This window comes from Brevundimonas sp. NIBR10 (assembly GCF_027912515.1).
In the GTDB taxonomy this organism is placed as follows: Bacteria; Pseudomonadota; Alphaproteobacteria; order Caulobacterales; family Caulobacteraceae; genus Brevundimonas.
In genome coordinates, this window is the sequence record NZ_CP115464.1 from 2,057,564 (window position 1) to 2,079,567 (window position 22,004).

Annotated in this window: 26 protein-coding genes and 1 pseudogene; 10 read left to right on the forward strand and 17 right to left on the reverse strand. The window is 63.0% G+C overall.

All coding sequences use genetic code 11. The features are described from left to right. Positions 1 to 469: 469 nt before the first annotated feature. A complete protein-coding gene (locus O5K39_RS10145) occupies positions 470 to 928 on the reverse strand; it encodes a response regulator (RefSeq protein ID WP_271143510.1) in 459 nt (152 codons plus the stop codon). A 590-nt stretch (positions 929 to 1,518) separates the two neighbouring features. Between O5K39_RS10145 and O5K39_RS10150 the strand changes: the two genes are divergently transcribed. The 3 genes and pseudogenes from O5K39_RS10150 to O5K39_RS10160 form a co-directional block, all read left to right on the forward strand. Continuing rightward, positions 1,519 to 2,244 carry a Tad domain-containing protein gene (locus O5K39_RS10150; RefSeq protein ID WP_271143511.1) on the forward strand — a complete coding sequence of 242 codons (726 nt, stop codon included), beginning with the start codon at positions 1,519 to 1,521 and terminating at the stop codon, positions 2,242 to 2,244. Then, the gene (locus O5K39_RS10155; protein WP_271143512.1) at positions 2,223 to 2,696 is read left to right on the forward strand and encodes a hypothetical protein; all 474 of its coding nucleotides are present in this window, start codon (positions 2,223 to 2,225) and stop codon (positions 2,694 to 2,696) included. Before O5K39_RS10150 ends, O5K39_RS10155 begins: the two co-directional genes overlap by 22 nt. A gap of 382 nt (positions 2,697 to 3,078) precedes the next feature. Then, positions 3,079 to 3,240: pseudogene (locus O5K39_RS10160) on the forward strand (transposase); the annotation flags it as partial. Between the two features lie 259 nt (positions 3,241 to 3,499). On the opposite strand, the gene O5K39_RS10165 reads toward O5K39_RS10160, so the two are convergent. The 5 genes from O5K39_RS10165 to O5K39_RS10185 form a co-directional block, all read right to left on the reverse strand. After that, positions 3,500 to 3,688, reverse strand: a complete 189-nt coding sequence (locus O5K39_RS10165; RefSeq protein ID WP_271143513.1) for a hypothetical protein — start codon at positions 3,686 to 3,688, stop codon at positions 3,500 to 3,502. Positions 3,689 to 3,807: 119 nt separating this feature from the next. After that, positions 3,808 to 4,203 carry a hypothetical protein gene (locus O5K39_RS10170; protein ID WP_271143514.1) on the reverse strand — a complete coding sequence of 132 codons (396 nt, stop codon included), beginning with the start codon at positions 4,201 to 4,203 and terminating at the stop codon, positions 3,808 to 3,810. Further along, positions 4,203 to 5,015 carry a TIGR02587 family membrane protein gene (locus O5K39_RS10175; RefSeq protein ID WP_271143515.1) on the reverse strand — a complete coding sequence of 271 codons (813 nt, stop codon included), beginning with the start codon at positions 5,013 to 5,015 and terminating at the stop codon, positions 4,203 to 4,205. Before O5K39_RS10175 ends, O5K39_RS10170 begins: the two co-directional genes overlap by 1 nt. A 45-nt stretch (positions 5,016 to 5,060) precedes the next feature. Next, positions 5,061 to 5,543 (reverse strand): alpha-ketoglutarate-dependent dioxygenase AlkB, encoded by a 483-nt coding sequence (locus tag O5K39_RS10180; protein WP_271143516.1) that lies wholly within the window; start codon positions 5,541 to 5,543, stop codon positions 5,061 to 5,063. Positions 5,544 to 5,640: 97 nt separating this feature from the next. Then, on the reverse strand, positions 5,641 to 5,904 hold the full coding sequence (locus O5K39_RS10185; RefSeq protein WP_271143517.1) for a DksA/TraR family C4-type zinc finger protein: 264 nt from the start codon (positions 5,902 to 5,904) through the stop codon (positions 5,641 to 5,643). 527 nt (positions 5,905 to 6,431) lie between these two features. Here O5K39_RS10185 and O5K39_RS10190 point away from each other — a divergent pair. Continuing rightward, entirely contained in the window at positions 6,432 to 6,698 is a 267-nt protein-coding gene (locus O5K39_RS10190; RefSeq protein ID WP_271143518.1) for a hypothetical protein, read from the forward strand. 115 nt (positions 6,699 to 6,813) lie between these two features. Here O5K39_RS10190 and O5K39_RS10195 read toward each other — a convergent pair whose 3' ends face one another. Together O5K39_RS10195 and O5K39_RS10200 are read right to left on the reverse strand one after the other, a co-directional pair. Then, on the reverse strand, positions 6,814 to 6,963 hold the full coding sequence (locus tag O5K39_RS10195; RefSeq protein WP_271143519.1) for a hypothetical protein: 150 nt from the start codon (positions 6,961 to 6,963) through the stop codon (positions 6,814 to 6,816). A 403-nt stretch (positions 6,964 to 7,366) separates the two neighbouring features. After that, a complete protein-coding gene (locus tag O5K39_RS10200) occupies positions 7,367 to 7,588 on the reverse strand; it encodes a hypothetical protein (RefSeq protein WP_271143520.1) in 222 nt (73 codons plus the stop codon). 365 nt (positions 7,589 to 7,953) lie between these two features. On the opposite strand from O5K39_RS10200, the gene O5K39_RS10205 reads away from it, so the two are divergent. The 3 genes from O5K39_RS10205 (at position 7,954) to O5K39_RS10215 (ending at position 12,559) form a co-directional block, all read left to right on the forward strand. Further along, a complete protein-coding gene (locus tag O5K39_RS10205) occupies positions 7,954 to 9,447 on the forward strand; it encodes an ATPase domain-containing protein (RefSeq protein ID WP_271143521.1) in 1,494 nt (497 codons plus the stop codon). Continuing rightward, positions 9,444 to 11,168, forward strand: coding sequence for a response regulator (locus O5K39_RS10210; protein WP_271143522.1), 1,725 nt, complete (start codon positions 9,444 to 9,446; stop codon positions 11,166 to 11,168). Before O5K39_RS10205 ends, O5K39_RS10210 begins: the two co-directional genes overlap by 4 nt. 1,049 nt (positions 11,169 to 12,217) lie before the next feature. After that, entirely contained in the window at positions 12,218 to 12,559 is a 342-nt protein-coding gene (locus O5K39_RS10215; protein ID WP_271143523.1) for a YkvA family protein, read from the forward strand. A gap of 473 nt (positions 12,560 to 13,032) precedes the next feature. Here O5K39_RS10215 and istB read toward each other — a convergent pair whose 3' ends face one another. Beyond that, positions 13,033 to 13,761, reverse strand: coding sequence for an IS21-like element helper ATPase IstB (gene istB / locus O5K39_RS10220; protein ID WP_271143524.1), 729 nt, complete (start codon positions 13,759 to 13,761; stop codon positions 13,033 to 13,035). Beyond that, the gene (gene istA, locus O5K39_RS10225; RefSeq protein WP_271143525.1) at positions 13,748 to 15,259 is read right to left on the reverse strand and encodes an IS21 family transposase; all 1,512 of its coding nucleotides are present in this window, start codon (positions 15,257 to 15,259) and stop codon (positions 13,748 to 13,750) included. The genes istB and istA overlap by 14 nt, the downstream gene beginning before the upstream one ends. A 378-nt stretch (positions 15,260 to 15,637) precedes the next feature. Between istA and O5K39_RS10230 the strand changes: the two genes are divergently transcribed. Next, the gene (locus tag O5K39_RS10230) at positions 15,638 to 15,901 is read left to right on the forward strand and encodes a LysR family transcriptional regulator (protein WP_271143526.1); all 264 of its coding nucleotides are present in this window, start codon (positions 15,638 to 15,640) and stop codon (positions 15,899 to 15,901) included. A gap of 136 nt (positions 15,902 to 16,037) precedes the next feature. On the opposite strand, the gene O5K39_RS10235 is transcribed toward O5K39_RS10230, so the two are convergent. The 5 genes from O5K39_RS10235 to O5K39_RS10255 all read right to left on the reverse strand — a co-directional run bounded on the left by O5K39_RS10235 (position 16,038) and on the right by O5K39_RS10255 (position 19,024). Continuing rightward, positions 16,038 to 16,511, reverse strand: a complete 474-nt coding sequence (locus O5K39_RS10235) for a hypothetical protein (protein WP_271143527.1) — start codon at positions 16,509 to 16,511, stop codon at positions 16,038 to 16,040. Positions 16,512 to 16,581: 70 nt separating this feature from the next. Beyond that, positions 16,582 to 16,896 carry a hypothetical protein gene (locus O5K39_RS10240; protein WP_271143528.1) on the reverse strand — a complete coding sequence of 105 codons (315 nt, stop codon included), beginning with the start codon at positions 16,894 to 16,896 and terminating at the stop codon, positions 16,582 to 16,584. A 322-nt stretch (positions 16,897 to 17,218) separates the two neighbouring features. Further along, on the reverse strand, positions 17,219 to 17,704 hold the full coding sequence (locus O5K39_RS10245) for a MucR family transcriptional regulator (protein ID WP_271143529.1): 486 nt from the start codon (positions 17,702 to 17,704) through the stop codon (positions 17,219 to 17,221). A 176-nt stretch (positions 17,705 to 17,880) separates the two neighbouring features. Continuing rightward, positions 17,881 to 18,441, reverse strand: coding sequence for a hypothetical protein (locus O5K39_RS10250; RefSeq protein WP_271143530.1), 561 nt, complete (start codon positions 18,439 to 18,441; stop codon positions 17,881 to 17,883). A 424-nt stretch (positions 18,442 to 18,865) separates the two neighbouring features. Then, complete coding sequence (locus O5K39_RS10255; protein WP_271143531.1) at positions 18,866 to 19,024, reverse strand: hypothetical protein; 159 nt, start codon at positions 19,022 to 19,024, stop codon at positions 18,866 to 18,868. A gap of 247 nt (positions 19,025 to 19,271) precedes the next feature. Between O5K39_RS10255 and O5K39_RS10260 the strand changes: the two genes are divergently transcribed. Continuing rightward, positions 19,272 to 19,700 carry a response regulator gene (locus O5K39_RS10260; RefSeq protein ID WP_271143532.1) on the forward strand — a complete coding sequence of 143 codons (429 nt, stop codon included), beginning with the start codon at positions 19,272 to 19,274 and terminating at the stop codon, positions 19,698 to 19,700. A 245-nt stretch (positions 19,701 to 19,945) separates the two neighbouring features. On the opposite strand, the gene O5K39_RS10265 is transcribed toward O5K39_RS10260, so the two are convergent. Both O5K39_RS10265 and O5K39_RS10270 read right to left on the reverse strand, forming a co-directional pair. Beyond that, a complete protein-coding gene (locus O5K39_RS10265; RefSeq protein ID WP_271143533.1) occupies positions 19,946 to 20,428 on the reverse strand; it encodes a hypothetical protein in 483 nt (160 codons plus the stop codon). Beyond that, the gene (locus O5K39_RS10270) at positions 20,428 to 21,195 is read right to left on the reverse strand and encodes a HupE/UreJ family protein (RefSeq protein WP_271143534.1); all 768 of its coding nucleotides are present in this window, start codon (positions 21,193 to 21,195) and stop codon (positions 20,428 to 20,430) included. Before O5K39_RS10270 ends, O5K39_RS10265 begins: the two co-directional genes overlap by 1 nt. Here O5K39_RS10270 and O5K39_RS10275 point away from each other — a divergent pair. Next, positions 21,188 to 22,003: a DUF4198 domain-containing protein gene (locus O5K39_RS10275; RefSeq protein ID WP_271143535.1), complete on the forward strand. Its 816-nt coding sequence runs from the start codon at positions 21,188 to 21,190 to the stop codon at positions 22,001 to 22,003. The genes O5K39_RS10270 and O5K39_RS10275 overlap by 8 nt on opposite strands. The last annotated feature ends 1 nt before the right edge of the window (position 22,004 follow it).

The window sequence follows — 22,004 nt, forward strand, 5'->3', positions numbered from 1 at the left end:
GTTCGCGATCGGCTGCGATAATCTTCCCTTACGGCTCGGCGTCGATGGACGTCGAGCCGTTTTGGTGTCTGAAGGCCAGCCCCCGGGCCTGGATAATTCTGATCGCCATCGGGGCCGCTCGGATGGCTACCGCAAGGTCTCCTTGACCGGGTACATTCGGCTGTTTCGGTTCAATACCGGCGTTTCAGCCTTCCTTGGCGCAGGTATCTCAATCCAACACGGCATCAGCCGTGTCGGGCCTCCATCGCTTTGCCTGTTTTAAAGACTGTGACTGCCACCACGGCCATGATCGCGCTGGTGTCGCACGGGGTTGAAACTGGCGGCTTTATCACGATCTTGCTCCTGAAGCTGGCCTCTGGCCGACATCACTGGCGAAAGCTGGTGGCCGGGCACCGCAAGACCCCGGCCCATTTTCCAAGCTCAATGCGCATGATCCTTGTGGACCATCAGGGACGAACTGGATCCGAACTCAGGCCGGGGTGGGCGAAGGCTCTGACGCTGGTCCGGCCGTCACGCCGGAGGTAACCCGTTCGCGTGGCCTACCGATGCGACCTCGGACACGGTCGTAAAGCAGGTCATCAACGGTTTCGAGGAAGGTGTTCAAGCGGAGCGGCTTCTTCAGAACCGCATCCGCTCCGAGAACCTTGGCCGTATGCAGAATGTAGTCGGCTCCGACAGATCCCCCTCCGCTGATCGCGAGAATCTTCAGGGAAGGATGCTTGATCCGCGCCTCCATCATGACCTCGACCCCGTCCATCTTGGGCATCAGCATGTCGGTGATCAGCAGATCAACGTGCAGCGCACTGAGCAGCTTCAGGACTTCCAGGCCATCCTCAGCCATCACCGCCGCATGGTCCGTGGACCTGAGCATCTCGCACGCGATTTCACGAACTATGGGATCGTCGTCGGCTATCAGGATAGTCGCCATCTTGCACCTCTTTCGACAGAAGTCGCAGCGCAGTCCTTAGCTTTCGTCAAAGAGTATCACTGACGTCTGTCTCGCCTCGGCCTCCACAAAGTACATTTGGTACGCTAACAGACACTATAACGGCAACGCTTGTCAGTTGACCTTGGCGGGTACTAGGTTCCCGACGGGCAGGACGTGGGCGCATTGGTGATCAGCTTCATGAATGGAAAGGGCCGCCGCGCGCGCCCGGTCGCGCGGAAGGCAAACGGCGGCTGGCCGTTTCGTCTGTTCATGGCGTGGTTCAGCCGGGGGCAGAACTGGCCAGATCCCGAGATTGTCGCGCGAGTCCCACGGTCTCGTGCGACGGGCGGCCTGACCTTGACGCCCCACTTTCGGTCAGGTCGCCACCCCAGCTATCGGCGTCCGCGATGCGTTGGCCTCGCGAGATGTCGGTGGCGGACTTCTAACGCCGACCTTGGGACGGGGTTTGCTTAGGGTTTTGCGACTGCGTCGGTCCTGGTTTGCGTATCTTCTGTGTAGCGTTGAGTTCAGTATTGACTTTCACGACCCTCCTGCCGGGATTTTTTGGAGACCGGAGGGGCAACATCGCCATGATGTTCGCGCTCGGTTTGCCCGCAATCGGCCTCATCTCCATAGGCGCTGTGGACCTGTCCAACGTCCAGTCCTCCCGCGTGAGACTTCAGGACATTTCGGATGCCGCGGCGCTGGCCGGGGCGAATGAACTCGGTCTGGCGATCGACGACAAGGCCGCCATTGCGCGGGCCGAGTCTTTCGTCAGAGCGCATATCGCGGACTGGCGAAGCCCGCCGGAAGTCCAGATGTCTATCACTGTGGTCGAGCGGGAAGGACGGCGCGTCATGGAGGTGATCCTCGACGGCCACAACGACTCCTTCTTCGGCAATCTGTTGCCGCCGGGAGGCTGGAACTATAAGGTCAAGTCCCAGGCGGTCGCGGTCGGGATGACGCCGCTCTGTGTCCTTGTGACGGGAACGTCGAAGTCCAAGGCCCTGAACGTCAAGGATCAAGGCACGCTGCAAGCCCCTGCCTGTCTTGTCCATTCCAACCGGGACATCCTGGTCGAAGGAGGAAGTATCGCAGCGTCCATGGTTCAGGCCGTCACATCGGCCCGTGGCGTCATTTCCCCGAAGCCGGGGACTGGGGCGGCGCTGATCGAGGATCCCTTCGCCAGCATGGTCATTGACGACAATCAGGCTTGTCCGGCGTCCCCACCAAAGGAGGATGTCAAAACCGGAGCTATCGCGTCGCACCCGGTGTTCACTGCGGCGGCTACAAGATGGCAGGCGATGCGGTTCTGATCCTGGAGCCCGGCGAACATTATTTCGTCGGAGGGCACCTGGAGATCAAGGAGAACGCCCGGTTGACCGGGGAGGACCTCGTTCTCTTTTTCGACAAGGACTCCAAGTTCGAGTTCAAGGACCATGCCTTGGTCAACCTGGATGGGCGTCGGACGGGTCCTTACGCCGGGATGGTGATGGTCGCGACCCGTGGGAACACCAACGACTTCATCATTACCAGTGACAACGTCGAGACCCTGCTGGGCGTCATCTACGTCCCCAACGCCCTTCTCATCGTGGAGGGTGGAAAGGCGGATGTTGCACGGGACAGTGCGTGGACGGTTATCGTTGCACGAATGGTCGAGCTGAAGGGCTCGCCATCCCTCATCATTAACGCCAACTACTCGACATCCAACGTCCCCGTGCCGGCGGGGGTTGGTCCTCGAACCGGCGGCGCGCAGCTCATCCACTGATGTCGGGATGGCCCACAAGTTTCCAGCCCGACTTCCCCTGATGGCCACCGTGCACCTGCCCTTTTACGACTGGAGGCCTGACGTGATGGTGTGGACGACCTCCATCTGACCAGGTTTTCTGGGGTGTCGTCATCAGGGACGTCACGTCAGCATCGGGGACGCCGAGAAGCTGAAGGTGCTGCAGGACGAGAACCGGCGGCCGAAAAAGTTGCTGGCGCAGTCGATGCGGGACGTGTCGGCGTTGAAGGATATCCTGGGAAAAGACTGACTGGGCCCGCTGTTGGCCGGGCAGCCTTCTGCTGATCGTCGGAGACAATGGGACGGAGGTGACGTCGTGGGCGATGCTGGATGGGCCAACCGGGCGGGCGTTGGCGGGCACGACATCGATCCCGGCAAGCCGCGGCAGAACGGCTTCGTCGAGAGCTTCAACGGCAAGTTCCGTGACGAGTGCCTGGACGAGGAGGTGTTCACGACCCTGGCGGATGCCCGGGCCGTGATCGACCGGTGGCGGCACGACTACAACCACGTCCGACCGCACTCCGCCCGGCGGTTTCGCGTCGGAGACTGTGCGGCTGAACCACTTGGCAAGGCGGCTGCGCGACGTGAATAGCTGCGCCGCCCGGCCGCTCCCACCGGAGCCCGAGATCAGCTATGAAGCCTGCGGGCTCCCATTCCGGCCGCAGCACCAACAGAGGCAGATTAACTACGACCATCCGGGGACGGCCAGGGGGCAAACGGGCCGTGATCAACGCCTGTCGGATCGATCGGCACTTGTTATTTGGCACCTTGGTGCAGGACGAGGCCTACCCCGCCTTTGGGGTCGAGGCCAAACCTAATGCGATCACGCCGTCGACTGCGAAGATTGGCACGTTCCACTTGGTCGATTCTACCGAGTCGGGCACGCCGATCCGGACGAGCGCTCTGAGGGCGTCGATCATTTTGCGCGCGTCGTCAGCGAGTGCGTCGAGGTGGGTTTTTGTGACGGCTGTCATTGGATCCTGTGGCGACGACATGCCGTGATCGGTCTACTCTCAGCAGAGTGTCCGGTTTCCAGCAGCCGAGCAAAGCCGCCTCCCAGGGCCTAGGGACAAGTTCGGAACGACTTCCGCGACTACGGCTTGGTCCAGCCTGTCGCTTGAAAGTTGACGGTGCCTGGGTCGCCCTGGAAGGATAAGGTTGCCTCGCGATGCGAGTGCCCCGCGACGTAGTCAAGACTGACCTGACTGGTCTCGTGAGCAGCTGTGAACCCTTTTACCTCGACCGCGGAGGCAGCCTCGCCGCCTAGGTTGCGCACCTCGATCTCGACGCGGGTGACTCCGGCGATAGTGTCGCGGCTCGTCTCCGTGACGCGGAGATACGGCGGTGTCGCTCGGTCGGTCGCGTCGAGGGCAACGATAACGATCGAGGCCACGATAACCAGCAGGCCGAGTCCGGAAACGATCCAGGTCAGGGGGCCCTGCCTGTCCGACGCCGATGTCGCCGGTGTCTTTGCTTTTCCTTGGGGCATCAGACCACCAGCCTCGCCAGCGCCGCGCCCAGGGCGGCGGGAAATCCGAGCACGATCATCGTCGAGACGATCTCATGCGGCGACAAACCGTCGGTCCGGCCAAAGGTCCACAGGACGTAGAGGCTCACCAGCAGGGCGATCGCGTAGCCGGGAATCGTGAACTGGGCGAGGGCGCGCAGTTGCCCATCATGCGATTCCTGTCCCGCAAAGCCCAGACTAAAGACCACTAGATGCAGGAGGGCGATCGACAGGGCGGCGAGCAGGAGGGTTTGCGGCAGGTCCATCTGGAAGCTGATCAGGATCATTTCCTCCGTTGGAGCGACGTTGAAGGCAATGAAGAGGGCGCCTGCGCTCATCAGGAACAGCTCCCCGGCGTAGGTTGAGCCGGCGGCTGTCGAGGCCTCGTTGGTCTGTGAGCCCATAAGTTGATGCCGCGCGAGGACTGCGCCCAGGGCCGCAGGGATGGCTTGCAGCGCGGTCTTTCCGACCGAGGCACTGAACGGCTCGTCGAGCGTGTAGACGCCGAACAAGGCGAGCAGCACGATGCTGACCAGGAAACCGATGGCGATGGCCGCGAAGGTGTCGACGGCGTCATTGAGCAGGCCGCGTGTCTCGCGAAAGCCGGAGTAGTAGGCGAGACCGAAGATGAGGCCGATGCCGACACCCAGAAACAGGAGCAGCCGCAGGCGATCCATCTGGAAGCCGAGTTCCCACATCTCCATCGTCATCAGCAGCGGGAAGGCAAAGAGGATCGCGCCGACAACGGCGCGGCCGAGAGCCGTTGAAAAGGGTTCTGGCCGGGTTGCCGTCATACCGCGCTAACGCATCGGCACGGGTATGGCTGCGCTTGTGCCTGCTTACTGCATCGAGCGGAACGTCACCGAATAGCGCAACTGATCGCCGGGCGTGATGCTGTGCTGCCATTCCCGGCGGGCAGGACCATCCAGCAGGTAGGCGGAGCCGGGCCGCAGAACCTGAGCGGCGCGTCGCCAGCCACCCGCTTCGGGATGGCGGAAACGCAGCACGCAGTCGGAGCCGAAGGACATGCCGACGATCTTTCCGTACTCCGGCCGATCGCGGTGCCAGCCGATACCGGCACCAGGTGCATATTCCGTGATCAGGGCCTGCGCCAACTCATCCTCCGGAATGTCGGCGAACCACCCGGCGATGCCGCGGAACGGGAGCAGCCAGTCCGGCAAGGGCTCGGCGACGTCCACGCGGCTCCGGCTAAAATCGTAACGCGAGCCGAACGCGACCGTGCGGCGATTGCCCTTGAAGCCCCGAAAGTCGAAGGGGGCGAAGTCGAGCGTCCTGGCGCGACCGATCAGATCGGCCTGCATATCCTGCGGAATAACCTTCTCAGCATAGCATAGACCGTCAGGCCGAGCGTCCGGACCCGTCGCGACGGGTTCGGGGAAGAGAGAGGTGACCATGCCGTCAGCGCAGCTGACTGTCCTTGCTGCCGCGCCGGTTGATGCCGGCGACGACGACGCGGCTGTCGCGACCTGACTGGCACGGCACGCAAGTGATCACGCCGGGCAGGGCCTGGCGGCGCGCGGCGGGAATAGGGTCGCCACATTCGATGCAGTCTTCGGTTCCCTCACCGACGGGCATGCGCGCGCGGGCCGTTAAAACCCCATCCAGGACGGTGTTGTCGATCTGATCCAGAACCGCGCCGTCGCGGGTCCATCCTCCGGCCATCTGAAGCTCCCAAAAGCAAATGGTGTCAGAGGGACAAATGGGACTGGTGATACGATAGCCAAGCGTAGCCGCTGCTGTCTTTGGACGTATAAGACGTCCGTTGGAACAGTCTAGCTCCGGCCATCGCGTCCGCTGCAATGCCTGGATTGCCTTGGCTCTGCCGGGCATTTGAAAACGTATCGCCCGATTTAGGGTATCCGCCAGCATGCAGGGCATGATGCGACCGACTTCTGCCTCTGTAAAATCGCTAAAGGCCGCTTCAGTCGACAGGAAACCGATAGCTTGCCTCCGCGAGACGCCGCGCGGATTTGCAGGGTCGGTCATTTGGGCGAAGGCGACGAAAGGCGGAAAACCGCTATCCGAACCATACGCCACCGTGATGCCGACTTCACGCCAGATTCGGCTTGGGGATGTCGGCCGAGGCTGACCCATGATGCCGTTGCCGTGCTCGATGGGGTGGCTTCTTCCGAGCCTGCTAGTGGCCCTTCTTCGACTTCAGGAGGGCTCGCACCACTAGAGCAATATCAATGGAAGACACGAGCGCGGGCGAGCGGCGTCGCTCGTCCAGTTTTCGCTGCCGATCATCACTCGGACCGAAGCATCTTCGCCATGTGAAAGTTTCTGAACATCTGCCCGCGGAGGAAAACCTCTTGTTCCGCGATCAGATCGAAACCATATTTCTGGAAAACAGCCGCGCGGTGATGCTGGCCGCAGTGAACAGGCGACTGATGCCCTGGTCCCGAGCGCAGGCCTCGATGTGCTCCAGAAACCTGCGCGCAACGCCACGACCTTGATGCGAGGGCTCACAAACATCAGGTCGATGTGTCCGTCTGGCTTGAGATCGCTAAAGCCTGCAATCTGAGAGGCCACCTCGGCCACGAACGTCGGCCGGCTCTCCAGCCTCGTGCGCTATTGCTCCCGGTTAACCGCCGCCAGTCCCCAGGCCGCGATCTGATCGGGGCCGTAGTTACGGCAGGCTACCCGATGCACCGAGTCCGTAAACAACTGGATCAACTCACCGAGGTCCTCACGCCGATAAGCTCTGATCAGGATCGTCATCGCCGTCCTTTGCCATTGCACGGACCCGTCACAGGAACTCTTTCGAAGCGCCTGTCGACGCCTCTCCGATTCCCGGATGAGGCTCCAGTCAGCGGGGTTGGGAGACCCTGCCGCGGTTGCCGATGTGATCCGCCTTCCGCTCCTGTTTGTCAGTGTATGCGGACTTGTCTCCTCGCGGCATGTCGGATACTCTCTTTGCGCCGCGACCGGCGCACGGCTTGCAGTTCAATGCAGCCCTTACTGTTCAGGTCCGAAGGTCGGGCGGCGAACACATCGCTCTCTGCTCAACAGCGCGGGTCGTGTGTGAAGACATTGCAAGCCTCAGCGCCAGGTCCCCAGCCCGAAACGGCTTTGCGCCATGCGGTCTGGACTTCATTCATAGGGACGCCCCAGCCCTGACCGATCAAACCAACGTCGGCGTCGCGCTTCCCGGGCTCAGCAGTGCGATGTCGTCCATGGAACGGGCTGGATGGATTTCGGCCGACGTCGGCGACGACATTGCCGGCGAGAGCAAGGGAAGCCTCGCCGAAATCAAGCTCTGGGTGTGCCCGATCAAACGATCGAACCAAGCTCGCTTGTAGCCGAACTCCGGCCCGGGTGCCGGGTTGCCCTTGAGCAGATACAAGCATCGATCAGTGTACCCTGCACGGCCGCCTCGATGGATCGGGCCTGGGCGTCGGACGGATCCCAGGCCGCCTGATCAGGTGCCTCTCGTCAGTAAACCGTCGGTGCCGTTGGGCGGAATGCCGTCAGGCGCGATGAGAAGGGCTGATGTCTGCTCTGCGACTGAGGCACCTTGACCGCCTGCTTGTGGGGTCCGCGGCGCGAGCGGCGAGGATCATGCTTCAGATTACGTCCCAGACGCCGAGAATATTGCTCTGGGCTTCAGCCTTGGAGGGGCTGCTGTCGGGAAGGGCGGAGCCAAGTGGGAACTTGGCCGTTTCCATGCCCGAAGATGTTCGAGTGAGCTGAGGAAGACCCGTGACTCCAGTGCTGCCGACGACCCGCCGCGTGTCCACCGGCATAGGCGATCTCGACAATGTTCTAGGCGGCGGCCTGACGGCCAACCGCTCCTATCTCCTGGAAGGGACGCCGGGATCGGGTAAAACAACCATCGCGCTCCAGTTCCTTTTGGAAGGGGCAACGCAGGGCGAATCCGGCCTTTACATAACCTTGTCCGAGACAACGACGGAACTGCGTGAAGTGGCCACCAGCCATGGGTGGTCGCTGGAGGGCATCGAACTGTTTGAACTGATTGCCGAGGCGGGCCTAGATCCCGACAGTGAGCAATCCATTCTCGAGCCGTCCGAGGTTGAGCTGGGCGAGACCCTGAGAGGCGTCCGTGAATGTGTCGATCGCCTGCGGCCCGCGCGTGTGGTCTTCGACAGTCTCTCGGAGATGCGGCTGCTGGCCCAAAGCTCGCTGCGCTACCGCCGCCAGATCCTCGCTTTGAAACAGTATTTCTCCACCCGGGACTGCACGGTCCTGATGCTCGACGACCGCAGCTCCGACCCCGGCGATGTCCAGCTCCACAGCATCGCCCATGGGGTTATCACCCTGGAGCAGGCGGCGGAAGATTACGGCTCGGCGCGGCGGCGGCTGCAGGTGGTGAAGATGCGCGGCGTGAAGTATCGCGGCGGCTATCATGACTTCGCCATTGAAACGGGCGGGGTCGCCGTATTCCCTCGCCTGATCGCCGCCGAGCATCACCGCGACTTCAGCGACATTCTGCTTTCGACAGGCATCGCAGAATTTGACGAAATGCTGGGCGGCGGCATCACGCCCGGCACCAACACCCTGCTGAACGGCCCGTCCGGCGTCGGAAAGACGACCACTGCAATCCGCGCCTGCTTGAGTGCGATCGAGCGCGGGGACCGGGCGGTTTACTATCTGTTCGACGAGGGGATGGCGACCATGCTGGCCCGGTCCAAGGCCATGGGCATGGACCTCGCTCCCCACATCGCCAGCGGCATGCTGGCCGTCCAGCAGATCGATCCGGCCGAGGTGTCGCCAGGCGAGTTTGCGAGCTGGGTAAGAAAGGCCGTCGAAACAGACGGCGCTCGGTTTTTGGCGATCGACAGCCTCAACGCCTTCCTGCAGGCCATGCCCGGCGAGAAGTATCTGCTGCTGCAGATGCACGAGATGCTCTCCTACCTGAACCAGCAGGGCGTGGTGACCTTCCTGATTTTGGGTCAGCACGGCATCGTCGGCGACATCCGTTCGGAGATCGACCTCAGCTATCTCTCCGATACCATCGTCCTGTTTCGCTATTTCGAGGCGCGCGGGATCGTTTTGAAAGCACTGTCGGTCGCCAAGAGCCGGACCACAGCCCACGAGGCCAGCATCCGGGAGTTCCGCCTGACGCCGCGCGGCATCGAGATCGGCGTCCCGCTCAAGGACTTTGAAGGGGTGTTGACCGGGCTGCCGACCTATCACGGAGCGACGCCGATGATGTCCTCCGAACCGGCCGCCGGCACCAAGTGAGCGTTGAAACCCGTATCCTCATCCTGGCCCTTCGCGGGCGGGACGCGGAGGTCATGCAGACGCTGCTGAGGAAGCAAGGCGTCGATTGTCTGATCTGCGCCAGTCTCGACGAGGTGGCTGAGGAACTGGTCCTTGGGGCCGGGGCCGTCATCGTCACCGAGGAATCCCTCGGATCGGTTCACTCGCCCTTGGTCGCTTGGCTGGAAGGGCAACCGGCGTGGTCGGATTTCCCTTTCATCCTTTTGGCGACCAAGCGGGTCGGCCGGCGGCCGCCAGCGGCCCAGGAGTTGCTGGAACGGATGGGAAATGTCGTCGTTCTCGAACGGCCCATTCATGGAGAGACCCTGGCCAGCGCCGTCAAATCCGGCCTACGCGGACGGTCCCGCCAGTACGAGACGCGTCGATTGCTGTCGGAGTTGATGTCAGCCGAAGGTCTGCTGACCCAGGCGAACGCAGGTCTAGAGGCGGGAATCGCCCAGCGGACGATCGAACTGTCCAATGCCAACAACCGGCTGACGGAGGAGATCCTGGAACGCGAATCCGCGCAGGCGGCGCTCGCCCAATCCCAGAAGATGGAGGCTGTCGGACAGCTGACGGGCGGAATCGCCCATGACTTCAACAATCTCCTGACCGCCATCTACGGCAATCTCGAACTGATCCTGGGACGGACCCAGGAGCCTCGCACGGCCAAACTCGCTGGTTACGCCCGGGAGGCGGCCGAACGCGCGGCCAAACTGACGCACCAGCTGTTGGCTTTCTCGCGCAGTCAGCGGCTTGACCTGCGTCCAACCGACCTCAACGCCCTCGTCCTGGGCATGAGCGATCTTCTGGTCCGAACCATCGGACACCAGCTCGTCATCGACATGAGGCCAGATTGCGCCGCACCATGGGCCATGGCCGACAAGAACCAACTGGAGCTGGCGATCCTCAACCTGGCAATCAACGCGCGTGACGCCATGGGCGAACACGGCCGCCTGGAGATTGCGACCCGTCTGGACGTCAGCGACGACCCCGCGCTGGGCGCGGGTCGGTACGCCGTGGTCAGTGTCGAGGACACCGGAACGGGCATCCCGCCGGCCCTCCTGAGCAAGGTGTTCGATCCCTTCTTCACCACCAAACCCGTCGGCAAGGGCACCGGTCTCGGGTTGAGCCAGGTCTTCGGCATCGCGCAGCAGTCCAGCGGAACCGTGACGATCGAAAGCGTGGAAGGCCGGGGAACGCGGATCGAGATCCGGCTGCCGGCCGCCGAGGCTCAGACTGAGCGCCCGACGTCGATTGAGCTCGAACCCTCGATGACAGTGGGCGGGCGACCGAAGGTCCTGGTGATCGATGATGACGAGGGGGTGCGTCGCTATGTGGTCGAGGGCCTCCAAGCTCTCGGTTACGATGTTGCCGCCGCTGCCGCCGGGGTGGACGGCCTGTCCCAGCTTGAGACCCGGCCGCCTGACCTGCTAATCGTCGATTATGCGATGCCCGGCATGAACGGCGTCGAGGTCATCCGGGAGGCACGGCGACGCCGACCCGAATTGCCCGTCGTCCTCGCCACGGGGTTCGCCGACATGGCCGCCGTCGAGTCGGTCCTTTCGCCGGACCAGATACTTCGCAAACCGTTCCGGCTCGCCGAGCTGGAGACGGCGGCGCGCGTTGCGTTAACCGCGGTGCCCCCTGTTCGCGAGCCCCTTCCCCTTGCGCCGGATGTCATGCGCGAGACGACGCCTTGACCGAATGGGCTTCGTCTCGGACGCTGGGTACGGCGTCGAGAGACGGCGGTTTCGTCTGCCGCCTGACCACAACCGAGGCCAAGGCCGGTAGGACCGACGGTCAACAACAGAGCTCGCCTTGTCTCTGGGTCGAGTGACAGGCCACAGATGGGGTTTCTCGCCGACGCGGCGAGATGGGAGCGGCCAAGCCCGACCATGGTTGGGTGGCGTCCCCGCTGGGCCCCCTGACAACTGGCCGAATGGCTGCGGGCCCTGGTCGCCCTGCCGATCAACTCCCGCTATCCCCATGTCCTCGCCTGGGAGCCTGATGTGGGATTCTCTACAACGCCGCCTACGCGCCGCATCGGTATCCCCCAGTTCAGCCGGTGAGATAGTGCCACTCCCAGGTTGACCGATGGCTAGTTGGGGCAATGCCCGCCTGATCCTAGGCTGAGCGCTGGACGTCGAAACCGGTGGAACCGGGGCCGTAGCTAACCGCGACGGGCTGGTGGGTTCCTGGTCTCGCCGTATCCGTTCCCCGCGTAGAGCCTTTGATCTAGTTCCAGCGGTCCCTCTCGGCATCCACCTTGGCCTCGCGCCGTTCTCGATGGGGCGCGGCCAAGGCGTTTTGCCTGCCATCGCCGGTCCCGCCACAGGGAGAGGCACGGCGGCCCCGACGCGCGGAACGCCACTCAGCCGCCCCGGCAACCCGCCTCCGCCAGACTCGCCCATCGCAGCCCTTAGGGTCGCTGCTTGGTCAGCCATCTGACCGCCGGTCAGAGCCTCGTCGCCTACCCGACCACTGTTGATGAGGCAGTCCTGTTAAAGACCGTATCCAGGTCCGGCTTCTGCGACCGTCATCGCGGTCACCAGCGCGCCAGGCGTATCTTGCGGGAACACCTGATGCGCGAGGCTGGAGTGGCCTGATCGAGGGAGCCACCCTTCACCATCGAGCGGCATGTCCGCTGTCCGGCCAAGTGCCTCCGACGGATTTCGACCCCTTGCAGACATAAGACTGTCGCGGGACAACCGAGGTCATGTTGTCGCGGATTAAGTCATGGGCCGGAGACTTGCAACGCGATGTCGTCGCTCTCTGGATCGCTGCGCGAAGCCCGCACACACCGATTGCTGCAAAACTGGTGGCCGGCGCGGTCGCTGCCTATGCCTTGAGCCCAATCGACTTGATACCAGACTTCGTGCCGGTCCTCGGCTATCTCGACGATCTCGTGATAGTCCCGCTGGGGATCGCGCTCGCGGTTCGGCTGATCCCGCCCACACTAATGGTCGAGTTTCGAGCGGAAGCGGTGGCAATGGCGAAACCTATCAGCCGTGCTATGGCTGCGGCGATAGTCGTTCTATGGCTCGTGATCTTCATCATCGTTGTTGGTTGGTGGTCGAGGCAGCGGCGCTGACCAGCGCGTGCCTAAGTTCGGGTCAGGGTCATTTAGGTCGTCAGCCTTTTACTGCGATGGTCTTGGCGGGTCCGACCGTTGGCAAAGGCTGCCCTCGTCACGATGGGCCGAAATCGCGGCCCGATCCTTGCTGAGGCTAAAGTCGATTGAACCCGCGTCTTTCTATTCGGACATCCCAGTTCGGCAAGAGTTATCAAATGGCACTCACCTTCGATCATGACCAAAGCCAAACTGCCGCGTCCCAAACCCACAAAGGGTTCGGACGCCAGCAGTTCGTGACCAAAATCTGCCCTGACCCAGACATCATGGATGTCAATCGGCGTCTAAAAGGGACCCCTTATCGGCGTGCAATAGGGACCCCCTTTTGGGGTTCGTGATGGACGTCACGAGCGCACCGCTTGCGAGGGTTGGGGCGTAGGGAGGGCGTAGCCCGACCGGAGGCTCAACCCTCGCTTGGCGTTCTTCGTGGTGGGTCAGCTGCGGTGTTTGAAGCGCCAGCTGTCGTTGCCGGTCTCGACGATGTCGCAGTGGTGGGTGATGCGGTCGAGCAGGGCCGTGGTCATCTTGGGATCGCCGAACACGGTCGGCCATTCGCCGAAGGCGAGGTTGGTCGTGACGATCACCGAGGTCCGCTCGTAGAGCTTGCTGATCAGGTGGAACAGCAACTGACCGCCCGAGCGGGCGAACGGCAGGTAGCCGAGCTCGTCGAGGACCACGACGTCGAGGCGGCAGAGGTGAGCAGCCAGCGCACCGGCCTTGCCCAGGCGGGTCTCCTCCTCGAGGCGGTTCACCAGGTCGACGGTGTTGAAGTAGCGGCCACGCGCCCCGGCGCGCACGACGTTGGCGATGATGGCCGTGGCCAAGTGGGTCTTGCCCGTGCCGGTCCCGCCGACCAGCACGATGTTGCGCCGGTTCGCCAGGAAGGAGCCGCTGTGAAGCGAGCGCACCAGTCCCTCGTTGATCGGCGTGCCGTCGAACACGAAGGCGTCGAGGTCCTTCACGGCCGGCAGCTTGGCTGCCGCCATCCGGTACCGGATGGAAGCCGCATGCCGGTGGGTCGTCTCGGCGCGGAGCAGGTCGGCGAGGATCTCCATGGTCGTACGCTTGCGCTGCAGGCCCGTGGTGACCGCTTCGTCGAAGGCGCCGGCCATGCCCTTGAGGCCCAGGCCGGTCAGGGCCGCCATCATCTCATGCCGCTGCATGCAGGCCTCGCAAGCTGTCGTAGCGGTCGCAGTCCGCCAGAGGCGGATGCCGCAGCGCCAGGTCGTCCGGTGTGACGATGCTCAGCGGCCGGGGCGGTTCGCGCCGGCGCGCCAGGATGTTGAGGATGACGTCGTCGCTGACGGTCCCGGCGGCGAGCGCCTCGCGCGCGGCAGCCTCGACCGGCTCCAGGCCGTCTTCCAGCACCGCCGCCAGCACCCGCACGAACCGGCGATCGGCCTCGTCGCCTGAGCCCAGCTTGCGGCGCAGGCGCGCCAGCGCGGGCGGCAACTCCCAGTCCTGGAACGGCGCGCCATTGCGCAGGGCCCCGGGCTTGGTCGCCAGCACCGGCAGGTAATGCCAGGGATCGTAGAGGGTCCGGTCGCGACCGAAGAACCGACGATGGTCGGCGATGACCTCTCCCTCGCAGCGCACGACGATCCGGTCGGCATAGGCGCGGACCTGCACCGTGCGTCGCCCGGCTCTGGCCATCACCGAGTAGCGGTTGCGGTCGAAGCTGATCAGGCAGGTCCCCGTCACCGCGTGTTCGCTCTCGTGGAAGCCGTCGAACGGGCCCAGCATGGGCTGCAGCGCCGGACGCTCGGCGGCCAGGGCCTGAGCGACCGTCAGGTCCTTCTGCTCGGGATGCTGGCGCAGCTCGCCCCAGCGACGGCATTCTGCCTCCAGCCAGCCGTTCAGCTCCTCCAGGCTGGTGAAGCGCAGGCGCGGCTGGAAGAACCGTCCCCGCGCCGTCTGGACCTGGTGCTCGACCTGGCCCTTCTCCCAGCCGGCCGCTGGCGAACAGGCCGTCGGTTCGACCATGTAGTGGCTCGCCATGACCAGGAAGCGCCGGTTGAACAGCCGGTCCTTGCCCGTGAACACCGTCGTCACCGCCGTCTTCATGTTGTCGTAGATCCCGCGCGTCGGCACCCCGCCGAAGAAGGCGAACGCCCGCGCATGCGCGTCGAACAGCATCTCCTGGGTCTCGCGCGGGTAGGCCCGAACATAGATCGCGCGTGACGCGCACAGTCGCATGTGCGCCACCTTCACCCGCATCGGCTTGCCCGCGATCTCCACGTCCTCGTGGCTCCAGTCGAACTGGTAGGCTTCGCCCGGCTGGAACATCAGCGGGATGAACGTCGGCGCATCGGCTACGCCCCGGCGTCGCTTCAGCCGCCACCCCGCCGCGTAGCGCCGGACCGCGTCGTACGACCCGTCGAACCCCTCGCGCACCAGCAGGTCATGGACCCGCGTCATCCGCAGCTTCTCGCGCCGCGGCCGCGCCTCGTCCTCTTCCAGCAGTTCATCGAGCCTGGCCTGGAACGGCGCCAGCCTCGGCAACGGCTGCACCGCCCGCCGATAGGCGAACTCCGCATCAGGCTCCCGGATCGCCTTGCGCACCACCTTGCGCGACAATCGAAGGTCACGCGCGATCGCCTTGATCGCCTTCCCGGACGCAAACTCGCGCCGGATCCTCAACACCGTCTCCAACACCAACATCCCGAACTCGCCGCCTGACATCCGCCAAGCCGCCACCGTTAGACCTCAGGGATGAGGGGTCCTTATTCGACGCCGATCACACCGCTAACGGGGTCCCTTTTCCACGCCGATCCACACATCATGGACATCGTCCACGCCTTTCTCAGGATCGATGATGCCAAGCTTCGGCAAGCGGCCATTGCTGCCGTGCGTGCCTTGGCTTCATCTCGGGATTAATGATGCGACCATTGGGCACTATCAGCGCCGCAACTACTGGGGTCGGCTTCTCCGCTATCCGGCGTAATGCCTTTGGCCGGTTTCGACCCGAAGCAGCCTTCGGCATGCTGCCCTGATACCAAGGCCCTAGTCGGCTATGAGACGTTGGTCTAGCGGTTGGCTATGAAGCGCCAAGAGTTCGGGGATTTGTTTGTATTTGTCGCGGTCGCGGACGCATCGAGCTTTACCCAGGCGGCTGAACGCCTTGGCACAACCCAGCCTGTCGTTAGCCAAGCCATCCGTCGGCTAGAGGATCGTTTTGGGCCATTGGCTGAACGAGGCCCGGCCGGGGTGACAGGGCTGACCGTCGTTGGAAGAGGGCTTGCCGAAGAACTCCGGCCTGTCTTGGCTTCCATTCAAGCCATAGTCGATCTGCGAAGCGAGTAGGCCGCTCTGCATATGACCGCTTGCCACCCCTGATGGCTGCTCGATAGGTCCGCCTACGGGCCGGTTGCCAACATCGTAAACCGACCAGCGCGGACTTTGACCCATGTCGGTCGCGAGGGCCTGGAACGCAACTTCGCTAGACGAAAAGTGTGCCGCTGACTGGTGCGGGTGGGATTGGTGCTCTGGTCGAGGATGTGGGCGCCAGCGAAAAAGCCAGCGGCTCCGGGTCGTTGTCGATCAGCCTGAACCAGACCGACTTGTAGCGGCCTTCGGCGTCGCGACCGGGCCCGCTGAACGCCGTGAACGAGACTAGGCACCCGTTGGCTGGTGAGAGCCCGGGACGCCAGTGCGCCGACTTGGTGTTGCGGGCGTTCGTCGTGCCGGCGTCAGGCTCCAGCTCAAGCAGCCGGTCGAAGTCCACGGATTTGCCCTCGGCGCGCAGCTTGTCCGTACGCTTCGACGCCGCGTCGAATAGGGCCTTGCGCGACAACGGCATGCCCCACCGGGAAAGCGCCAGCTCGGTCTCGCCATTGGCATCCAGGCGCACGATCGCCGCAAAGTAATCGGGGTAGGTGTCGCGCGGCTCCAGATTACCGATGTTGCTCGTCATCGCCCGTGGCGAGGTCGAGGATTGAGGCTGGGCCTTTGCGGAGGCTGTAGAGGTTGCACATGGCGGGAACCTACACCGGTAATCTGGATCCACCAGATCGACTGTGAGCGAGCAAGCCGCACGACACCAGACGCCGGCTAATTGATCTGAACCAGATTGGGTCAAGGAGTCCGGGGACGGCCCGGCGACCTTGGCCGTCCGGATGACGGCGGGCCTGCTCTGCCCGATCCATTTCGGTCACAGCCTGCTTGTCGTGCGCCGATGCATCCGGAGCTCCGTTGTTGTCCTGGTCCGAGAACTGTGGTGAGCCGCCCGGGCCTTTAAAAGCGCGCGACCAGAGATAGATCACGACGACGACGCCAATGGCAATCTGGACAAGCGACATGATAGGCTCCTTCTGGACCGGGCAACGCCCCCGCCCCACCACAGTTGCTCTTTCGGGTCTCAACGCAGGAACATCACGGCCAACAGCCCGGCAATGGACCAGACCACAAGACGGGGGTGGCGATAGACAAAGGTCAGGATGTGCGCGGTCATGTGGGGTAGGTCGTGGCGATCCTTCAAAATACAAGGCGTTGCGGCAACACGCCCCGCTTCTCGCGAGCCGTCTGACACCTGCCCTGTGGTCGATCCGAACTCCGGAAAACGACCCTGAGTGTCTCGCAGACGTGGAAAAGCCCAGCACGGTGGCCGGGCTGATCATCAGGCTATTCTGATGTTGGTGCCTTTGCGGCTCTAGGCTTTTTCGCGGTTGGCTCTGTCTTGGCCATTCTGCCCTTCGAGCCCAGCCCAATGCTCTTAGCCAACTCGGACCGTCTGGCGCTGTAGGCCGGATGGGTCATGGGATAGTCGTTCGGAAGCCCGAAGGTACTGCGGTAGGTTTCCGGGGAATAGCCGTTCGTGGTGAGGTGACGCTTGAGGCTCTTGTAAGGCTTACCATCAAGGAAGCTGATCAGGCTTTCAGTTCCGATGGACTTTTTGATCTCTGCCTTGGTTTTGGTGTGGTCTTCGACGTCTTCGACGGGTGGACCAGCAACCCCCTCCAGCCCTTTCAGCGTGGCAAAAGTGTCTTTGATGAGGGTCTGCAGGTCATCGGCGGAGAGCCTATTGTTGGCATTGGATGCGTAGGACGAGACAAGTTCGATCGTTGCGCCAAAAATATCGTTGGTCCCGTCGTAGTTCTCATCAGCCAATGTCACTCTCCCAAGTTGCTTAACAACGGGATAGACGAAACTCACTCAACGGGAAAGGACAGAAATTCCGATTCGTCATGCCGTGGTCTGCTTCTGTAACTTAGTTGCTGAACGACGGAGACTATCTCGGATCGCGGTGGTTTGCGCTTCTAATCGCTGAAACAAGCCTGGTAACTCTACTCCCGGGCCTTGGCTGCCGCGTCCAGGAGCCGGATTGCAGAGATTTCGGCTGCGTCGGGAGTCAGCTTCAACTTGCTTTCGGGCGGGTCTACGGCTTCGACGTAGCCGTCCACGGCTTCCGGGGCGAGTGGGTCGGCGACAGACGGTTTTGACGGCTTGGTCATTCCGAACAAATCGCCAATCCTCGCGAGATGTTCCCTGCCGACCGCACGGCCTTTACCGTCATGACAATGTCGGTCGTCGCGCCGTGAGGCCGAATCACCAACTGAACCCTGCCCAGACAGCCTACACGCGGCGTTAGCGCCCCAAAGGCTGTAGTGCCGACCCTTGGCCTGGATAATGCGGTGCAAGTCGGCCCAGATGCGCAGGTCACACACTGTACAGTGTCCAAAGGCCGACCAGCGGTTCTCGACGATCACGCCGACGTTGACGGAATTCCTTCGCCAGTCGTCGTTTGCGTAGGCGTGAAGGCCCTTGCGGCCCACGTAATACCAGAGCGAGACCGCGTCGGCGAGATCGGCGTCGGCAGGGCTGGCGTTGCGGGTGTAGCTGACCACCGCCTCCCGGTGACCCACCGGCAGCAGAAGCGCCCGGTCCGGCCCTCCGCCGGCCAGTTGTGCCGAGCGCCGAAGAGAGGGTAGGGGTTGAGCAAGGTCGCGTGGTCACAGCTCGACCGATCGCAGCGGACGATGAGGCGATGCCCTCGGCAGGGCACGGCGACCTCGCGCGGTAGGTTGCGGTTCGCTTCCGGCATGGCGTCACCAGCGAGCGTTGGTGGCGCAGCCGAGTTGGAGAGCTGGATACCAGCGGCAAGACGCTGGACGGACCCTGGCGCACGGGTCTCGACGCAGGTCAGCACCTGCCTGGCCACGTCAGGGCCGTTGCGGTGAGCCAGCTCGGCGTCCAGCCCGGCCAGCATGTCGGCAAGGGATCGATCGTTCATGTCTCTCACCAGGTTGCTGGCCCGAGCGCGATCTAGACTCATGAGATCAGACCCCAAAAGCCAATTGTTCCTGTAATGTTCTCGCCGCTGTGGATCGCGACCGGCGGGCACGCTCGCCGGCGGAATGCCCAGACCAGATCGGACAGAGCGGTGACAAGGGTGGCGACTGCGGCGAGGAGTTCGGGGGTGATGTGCATGGGAGCGTCCTTTCCCGAGCATCATGATCGATTACCGAATCTAGGCGCGTCGGATGGCCCGACAATCGCAATGCTTACTGGCCTTGGGATTGATCGGTCGAGGTTGCGGAGTTGAGGGTCTTGAACGAGCCGAGATTGGCAACCCCACAGGTCCGATGATGGGTCAGTCCACTGCCCGCCCGCCGTTAGGGACGTCTCTTGACGAAAGGTAAGGCTCCACCTGCGACACCCTCTGAAGAGGTGCGCGATGGCTACGATCCTGATTGCAGACGACGATCCGGTAATCCGGGAGATCGCGGGCGAGATGCTCCGCTCCACCGATAACGCTGCCTTACTGGCGGAGGACGGCCTAGAAGTCCTCGACCTCCTGGGCTCGCTCCAGATCGACCTCCTGATCACCGACATGCTCATGCCGAACATGGACGGGGTTGAGGTCATCATGCAGGCGCGCACAATGCAGCCGGATCTGAAAATCATCGCCATCAGCGGCGGGGGCGGTGTGGGTGCCGACTACATCCTGCACACGGCCAAGATGCTCGGTGCGGACGCTGTCCTCAAGAAGCCTCTTCGCCTGGACACCTTCCTGAAGACCATCGACGACCTTCTATATGAACAGGGTCGCAACGGATCGACTAGCCTCGCCCCAGGCCGAGTAGCCTCTAGGACCGGCCGCTGAAGTCAGCCATAATCCAGCATTGCTGGCCATCTGGCGTCTCGATCCTCACGGGTTGCTTGTCATGCACCTGCCACGCCCTCGCGACCTTCAAAACCGACTTCTCGTCCATGGGCTCTGACCGTCTTCTATCCGCCATCGCCCTCGCCGCTACAGCGCTGTTTTGGTCATGAGTCCTGAGCCTAAGCCCGCGCGCTCGTCGGCACTTGCGACTTAATGTGACAGCACCATCCTGACAGAGCCCGACTCTACTCTCGGTGATCGGGCGCATATCCGGGCGTAGGCGTCAAAGGTATCGCAGCGGCCAAGATGGCCACCGCGCCCAGCCAACTGGCTAAAATCTTGACCCCCAGCGAGATCTTGGTTTTGCGGACCCACAAGGCGGGCAGCACCAACAGGATCCACGGCAGTGCGATGGCCAGGTCCATCGATCGGCCAGCGACCGAAAGCACAGCGCCGGCCCAGACGCCGGCGTTGGCGGCCAGGACGACGGGCCAGGCGAATCCCGGCCCCCCGCGAATGTGGATGGAGGCCGCCATGACAACGATGCTGGCCCAGCATCCGAAAAATGCAGCCTCCTCCCAGCGAACCGGAATGCCGACGGCGAAGACGACAAGGGCAAAGATGACAAGCGCAAGAACTGCGGGGGCCAGCGCCTTTCGCGGGGCGTAGGCCAGCAGGAGTCCCAGAGCAGCGCAGAGAAGGGCCGCAGGAAGCGCACCGTCCCGCATCAGGCGACGGCTCGGAACAGGAACCACAGACCGGCCGCTGCGGTCAGACCGCCCAGAACGCGGAGTATGGGCAATCCTCCGAACCGGAACGCGCCGTAACCGATGATGATCCCGACGATATGCAGCAGACCGGTCGATGCCACGAACCCGACACTATAGCCGGTCGGATCGGCGGCTGATGGCAGTTCCTGGCCATGGGCAAAGCCATGAAACAGCGCAAAGACCGCAACCAGGACGATGGCGATCCAGTCGGCGGGTTTCCAGCTGAACGCAATCGCCGATCCAAGAACCAGTACCGAGAGGCCGATGCCGAGTTCGACGGGCGGCATCGGGAAGCCCAGTATTCCCAGAACGCCGCCCACGGCCATCATGAGCGGAAACACGACCGGCAGGGCGATCACCAGCGGTCTGCCAAGGATCGCGCCCCACAGACCGACGGCAACCATGGCCAGCATATGATCGGGGCCATTGAGCGGATGCAGGAAGCCTGAAATGAAGCCGCCGGCTAGGCCGGTTCCATCGTGTGCCGAGGCTGTACCCGCGGACAGGGCAACGATCACGATGCCCAAGGGGACGGGCACAGTCTTCTCGGTCGGCGGCACGGACCAACAGGCCGATCGGGATATTGTTTTGTAAGTCAAACCGCGTCCTTTTCCGACGATGGATCGTACATTCGCAGAAGGCACCAACGCTGCCTTAATCACATACGTCTGGCCGTTGGCCGCAGATGTCATGACGTTAGCGAAATGGAGGCGTGTCTTGCGCAAAATCTGGCTCGGCGTGCTTGTCGCCTCTTTCGCCCTTCCGGCGACCGCTCATGACTTCTGGGTGCAGCCCGACCCGTTCTGGGTCGCGGCGGGTCGTCCGGCCGCAGTCAGCCTTTGGGTCGGTCATGGGGTGAACCGGGAGCTGTGGGATGCCGATATCGCCAAGGTCACCATCTTGCGTAGCGTCGGTCCCAACGGCACCACCAATCAGCAGGGCTCCATCCGTCAAGGCGGGGTGGGACGGATGACCTTCACCACACCCGGAATCCATGTGATCACCTTGGAGACTGGACATACACCCAGCGAACTCCCCTCGATCAGATTCAATGACTATGTCGATACCGAAGGGCTGACGCTGATACGGGCGCAGCGCCAGCGTTCTCGTCAGAGCGATGCTCCGGGACGGGAAATCTACAGCCGACGCGCGAAAGCGTTGATCAGGGTTGGAGCCGGAGCTGGTACGGAGGCCCCCTATGTGACTCAGCCCATGGGTTTGCGGCTTGAACTGGTGCCAGTTCAGAACCCCTACACAGCTGCAGCCGGGCAACCTCTTGGTTTTCAGGTTCTGTATGAAGGACGACCTTTAACCGGAGCTCTGGTGAAACTCGTCAATTTGGCTGCGGACGAACGCCCTGTTGCGACCCGGATCAGCGACCGTCGCGGCAACGTCAGTTTTTCGATCCCGCGTTCGGGCGACTGGCAGTTGAACGTGGTCTGGGGCGAGCCGTTGAGCGGCAATCCGGCCGCCGATTTCGACACCACCTTCTCAAGCCTGACCTTTGGATTCGACGCTCCGCCGGCGAGCTGAG

Bases quoted from the DNA above. Each gene is read 5' to 3' on its own strand.
- O5K39_RS10165 (WP_271143513.1), bottom strand. From the start codon at position 3,688: ATGACAGCCGTCACAAAAACCCACCTCGACGCACTCGCTGACGACGCG.
- O5K39_RS10255 (WP_271143531.1), bottom strand. From the start codon at position 19,024: ATGCACATCACCCCCGAACTCCTCGCCGCAGTCGCCACCCTTGTCACC.
- O5K39_RS10265 (WP_271143533.1), bottom strand. From the start codon at position 20,428: ATGCGGGACGGTGCGCTTCCTGCGGCCCTTCTCTGCGCTGCTCTGGGA.
- O5K39_RS10175 (WP_271143515.1), bottom strand. From the start codon at position 5,015: ATGACGGCAACCCGGCCAGAACCCTTTTCAACGGCTCTCGGCCGCGCC.
- O5K39_RS10155 (WP_271143512.1), top strand. From the start codon at position 2,223: ATGGCAGGCGATGCGGTTCTGATCCTGGAGCCCGGCGAACATTATTTC.
- O5K39_RS10240 (WP_271143528.1), bottom strand. From the start codon at position 16,896: ATGTCGCTTGTCCAGATTGCCATTGGCGTCGTCGTCGTGATCTATCTC.
- O5K39_RS10195 (WP_271143519.1), bottom strand. From the start codon at position 6,963: ATGACGATCCTGATCAGAGCTTATCGGCGTGAGGACCTCGGTGAGTTG.
- O5K39_RS10190 (WP_271143518.1), top strand. From the start codon at position 6,432: ATGGAAGACACGAGCGCGGGCGAGCGGCGTCGCTCGTCCAGTTTTCGC.
- istA (WP_271143525.1), bottom strand. From the start codon at position 15,259: ATGTTGGTGTTGGAGACGGTGTTGAGGATCCGGCGCGAGTTTGCGTCC.
- O5K39_RS10145 (WP_271143510.1), bottom strand. From the start codon at position 928: ATGGCGACTATCCTGATAGCCGACGACGATCCCATAGTTCGTGAAATC.
- O5K39_RS10235 (WP_271143527.1), bottom strand. From the start codon at position 16,511: ATGACGAGCAACATCGGTAATCTGGAGCCGCGCGACACCTACCCCGAT.
- istB (WP_271143524.1), bottom strand. From the start codon at position 13,761: ATGCAGCGGCATGAGATGATGGCGGCCCTGACCGGCCTGGGCCTCAAG.
- O5K39_RS10230 (WP_271143526.1), top strand. From the start codon at position 15,638: ATGAAGCGCCAAGAGTTCGGGGATTTGTTTGTATTTGTCGCGGTCGCG.
- O5K39_RS10170 (WP_271143514.1), bottom strand. From the start codon at position 4,203: ATGCCCCAAGGAAAAGCAAAGACACCGGCGACATCGGCGTCGGACAGG.
- O5K39_RS10150 (WP_271143511.1), top strand. From the start codon at position 1,519: ATGATGTTCGCGCTCGGTTTGCCCGCAATCGGCCTCATCTCCATAGGC.
- O5K39_RS10180 (WP_271143516.1), bottom strand. From the start codon at position 5,543: ATGCAGGCCGATCTGATCGGTCGCGCCAGGACGCTCGACTTCGCCCCC.
- O5K39_RS10185 (WP_271143517.1), bottom strand. From the start codon at position 5,904: ATGGCCGGAGGATGGACCCGCGACGGCGCGGTTCTGGATCAGATCGAC.
- O5K39_RS10260 (WP_271143532.1), top strand. From the start codon at position 19,272: ATGGCTACGATCCTGATTGCAGACGACGATCCGGTAATCCGGGAGATC.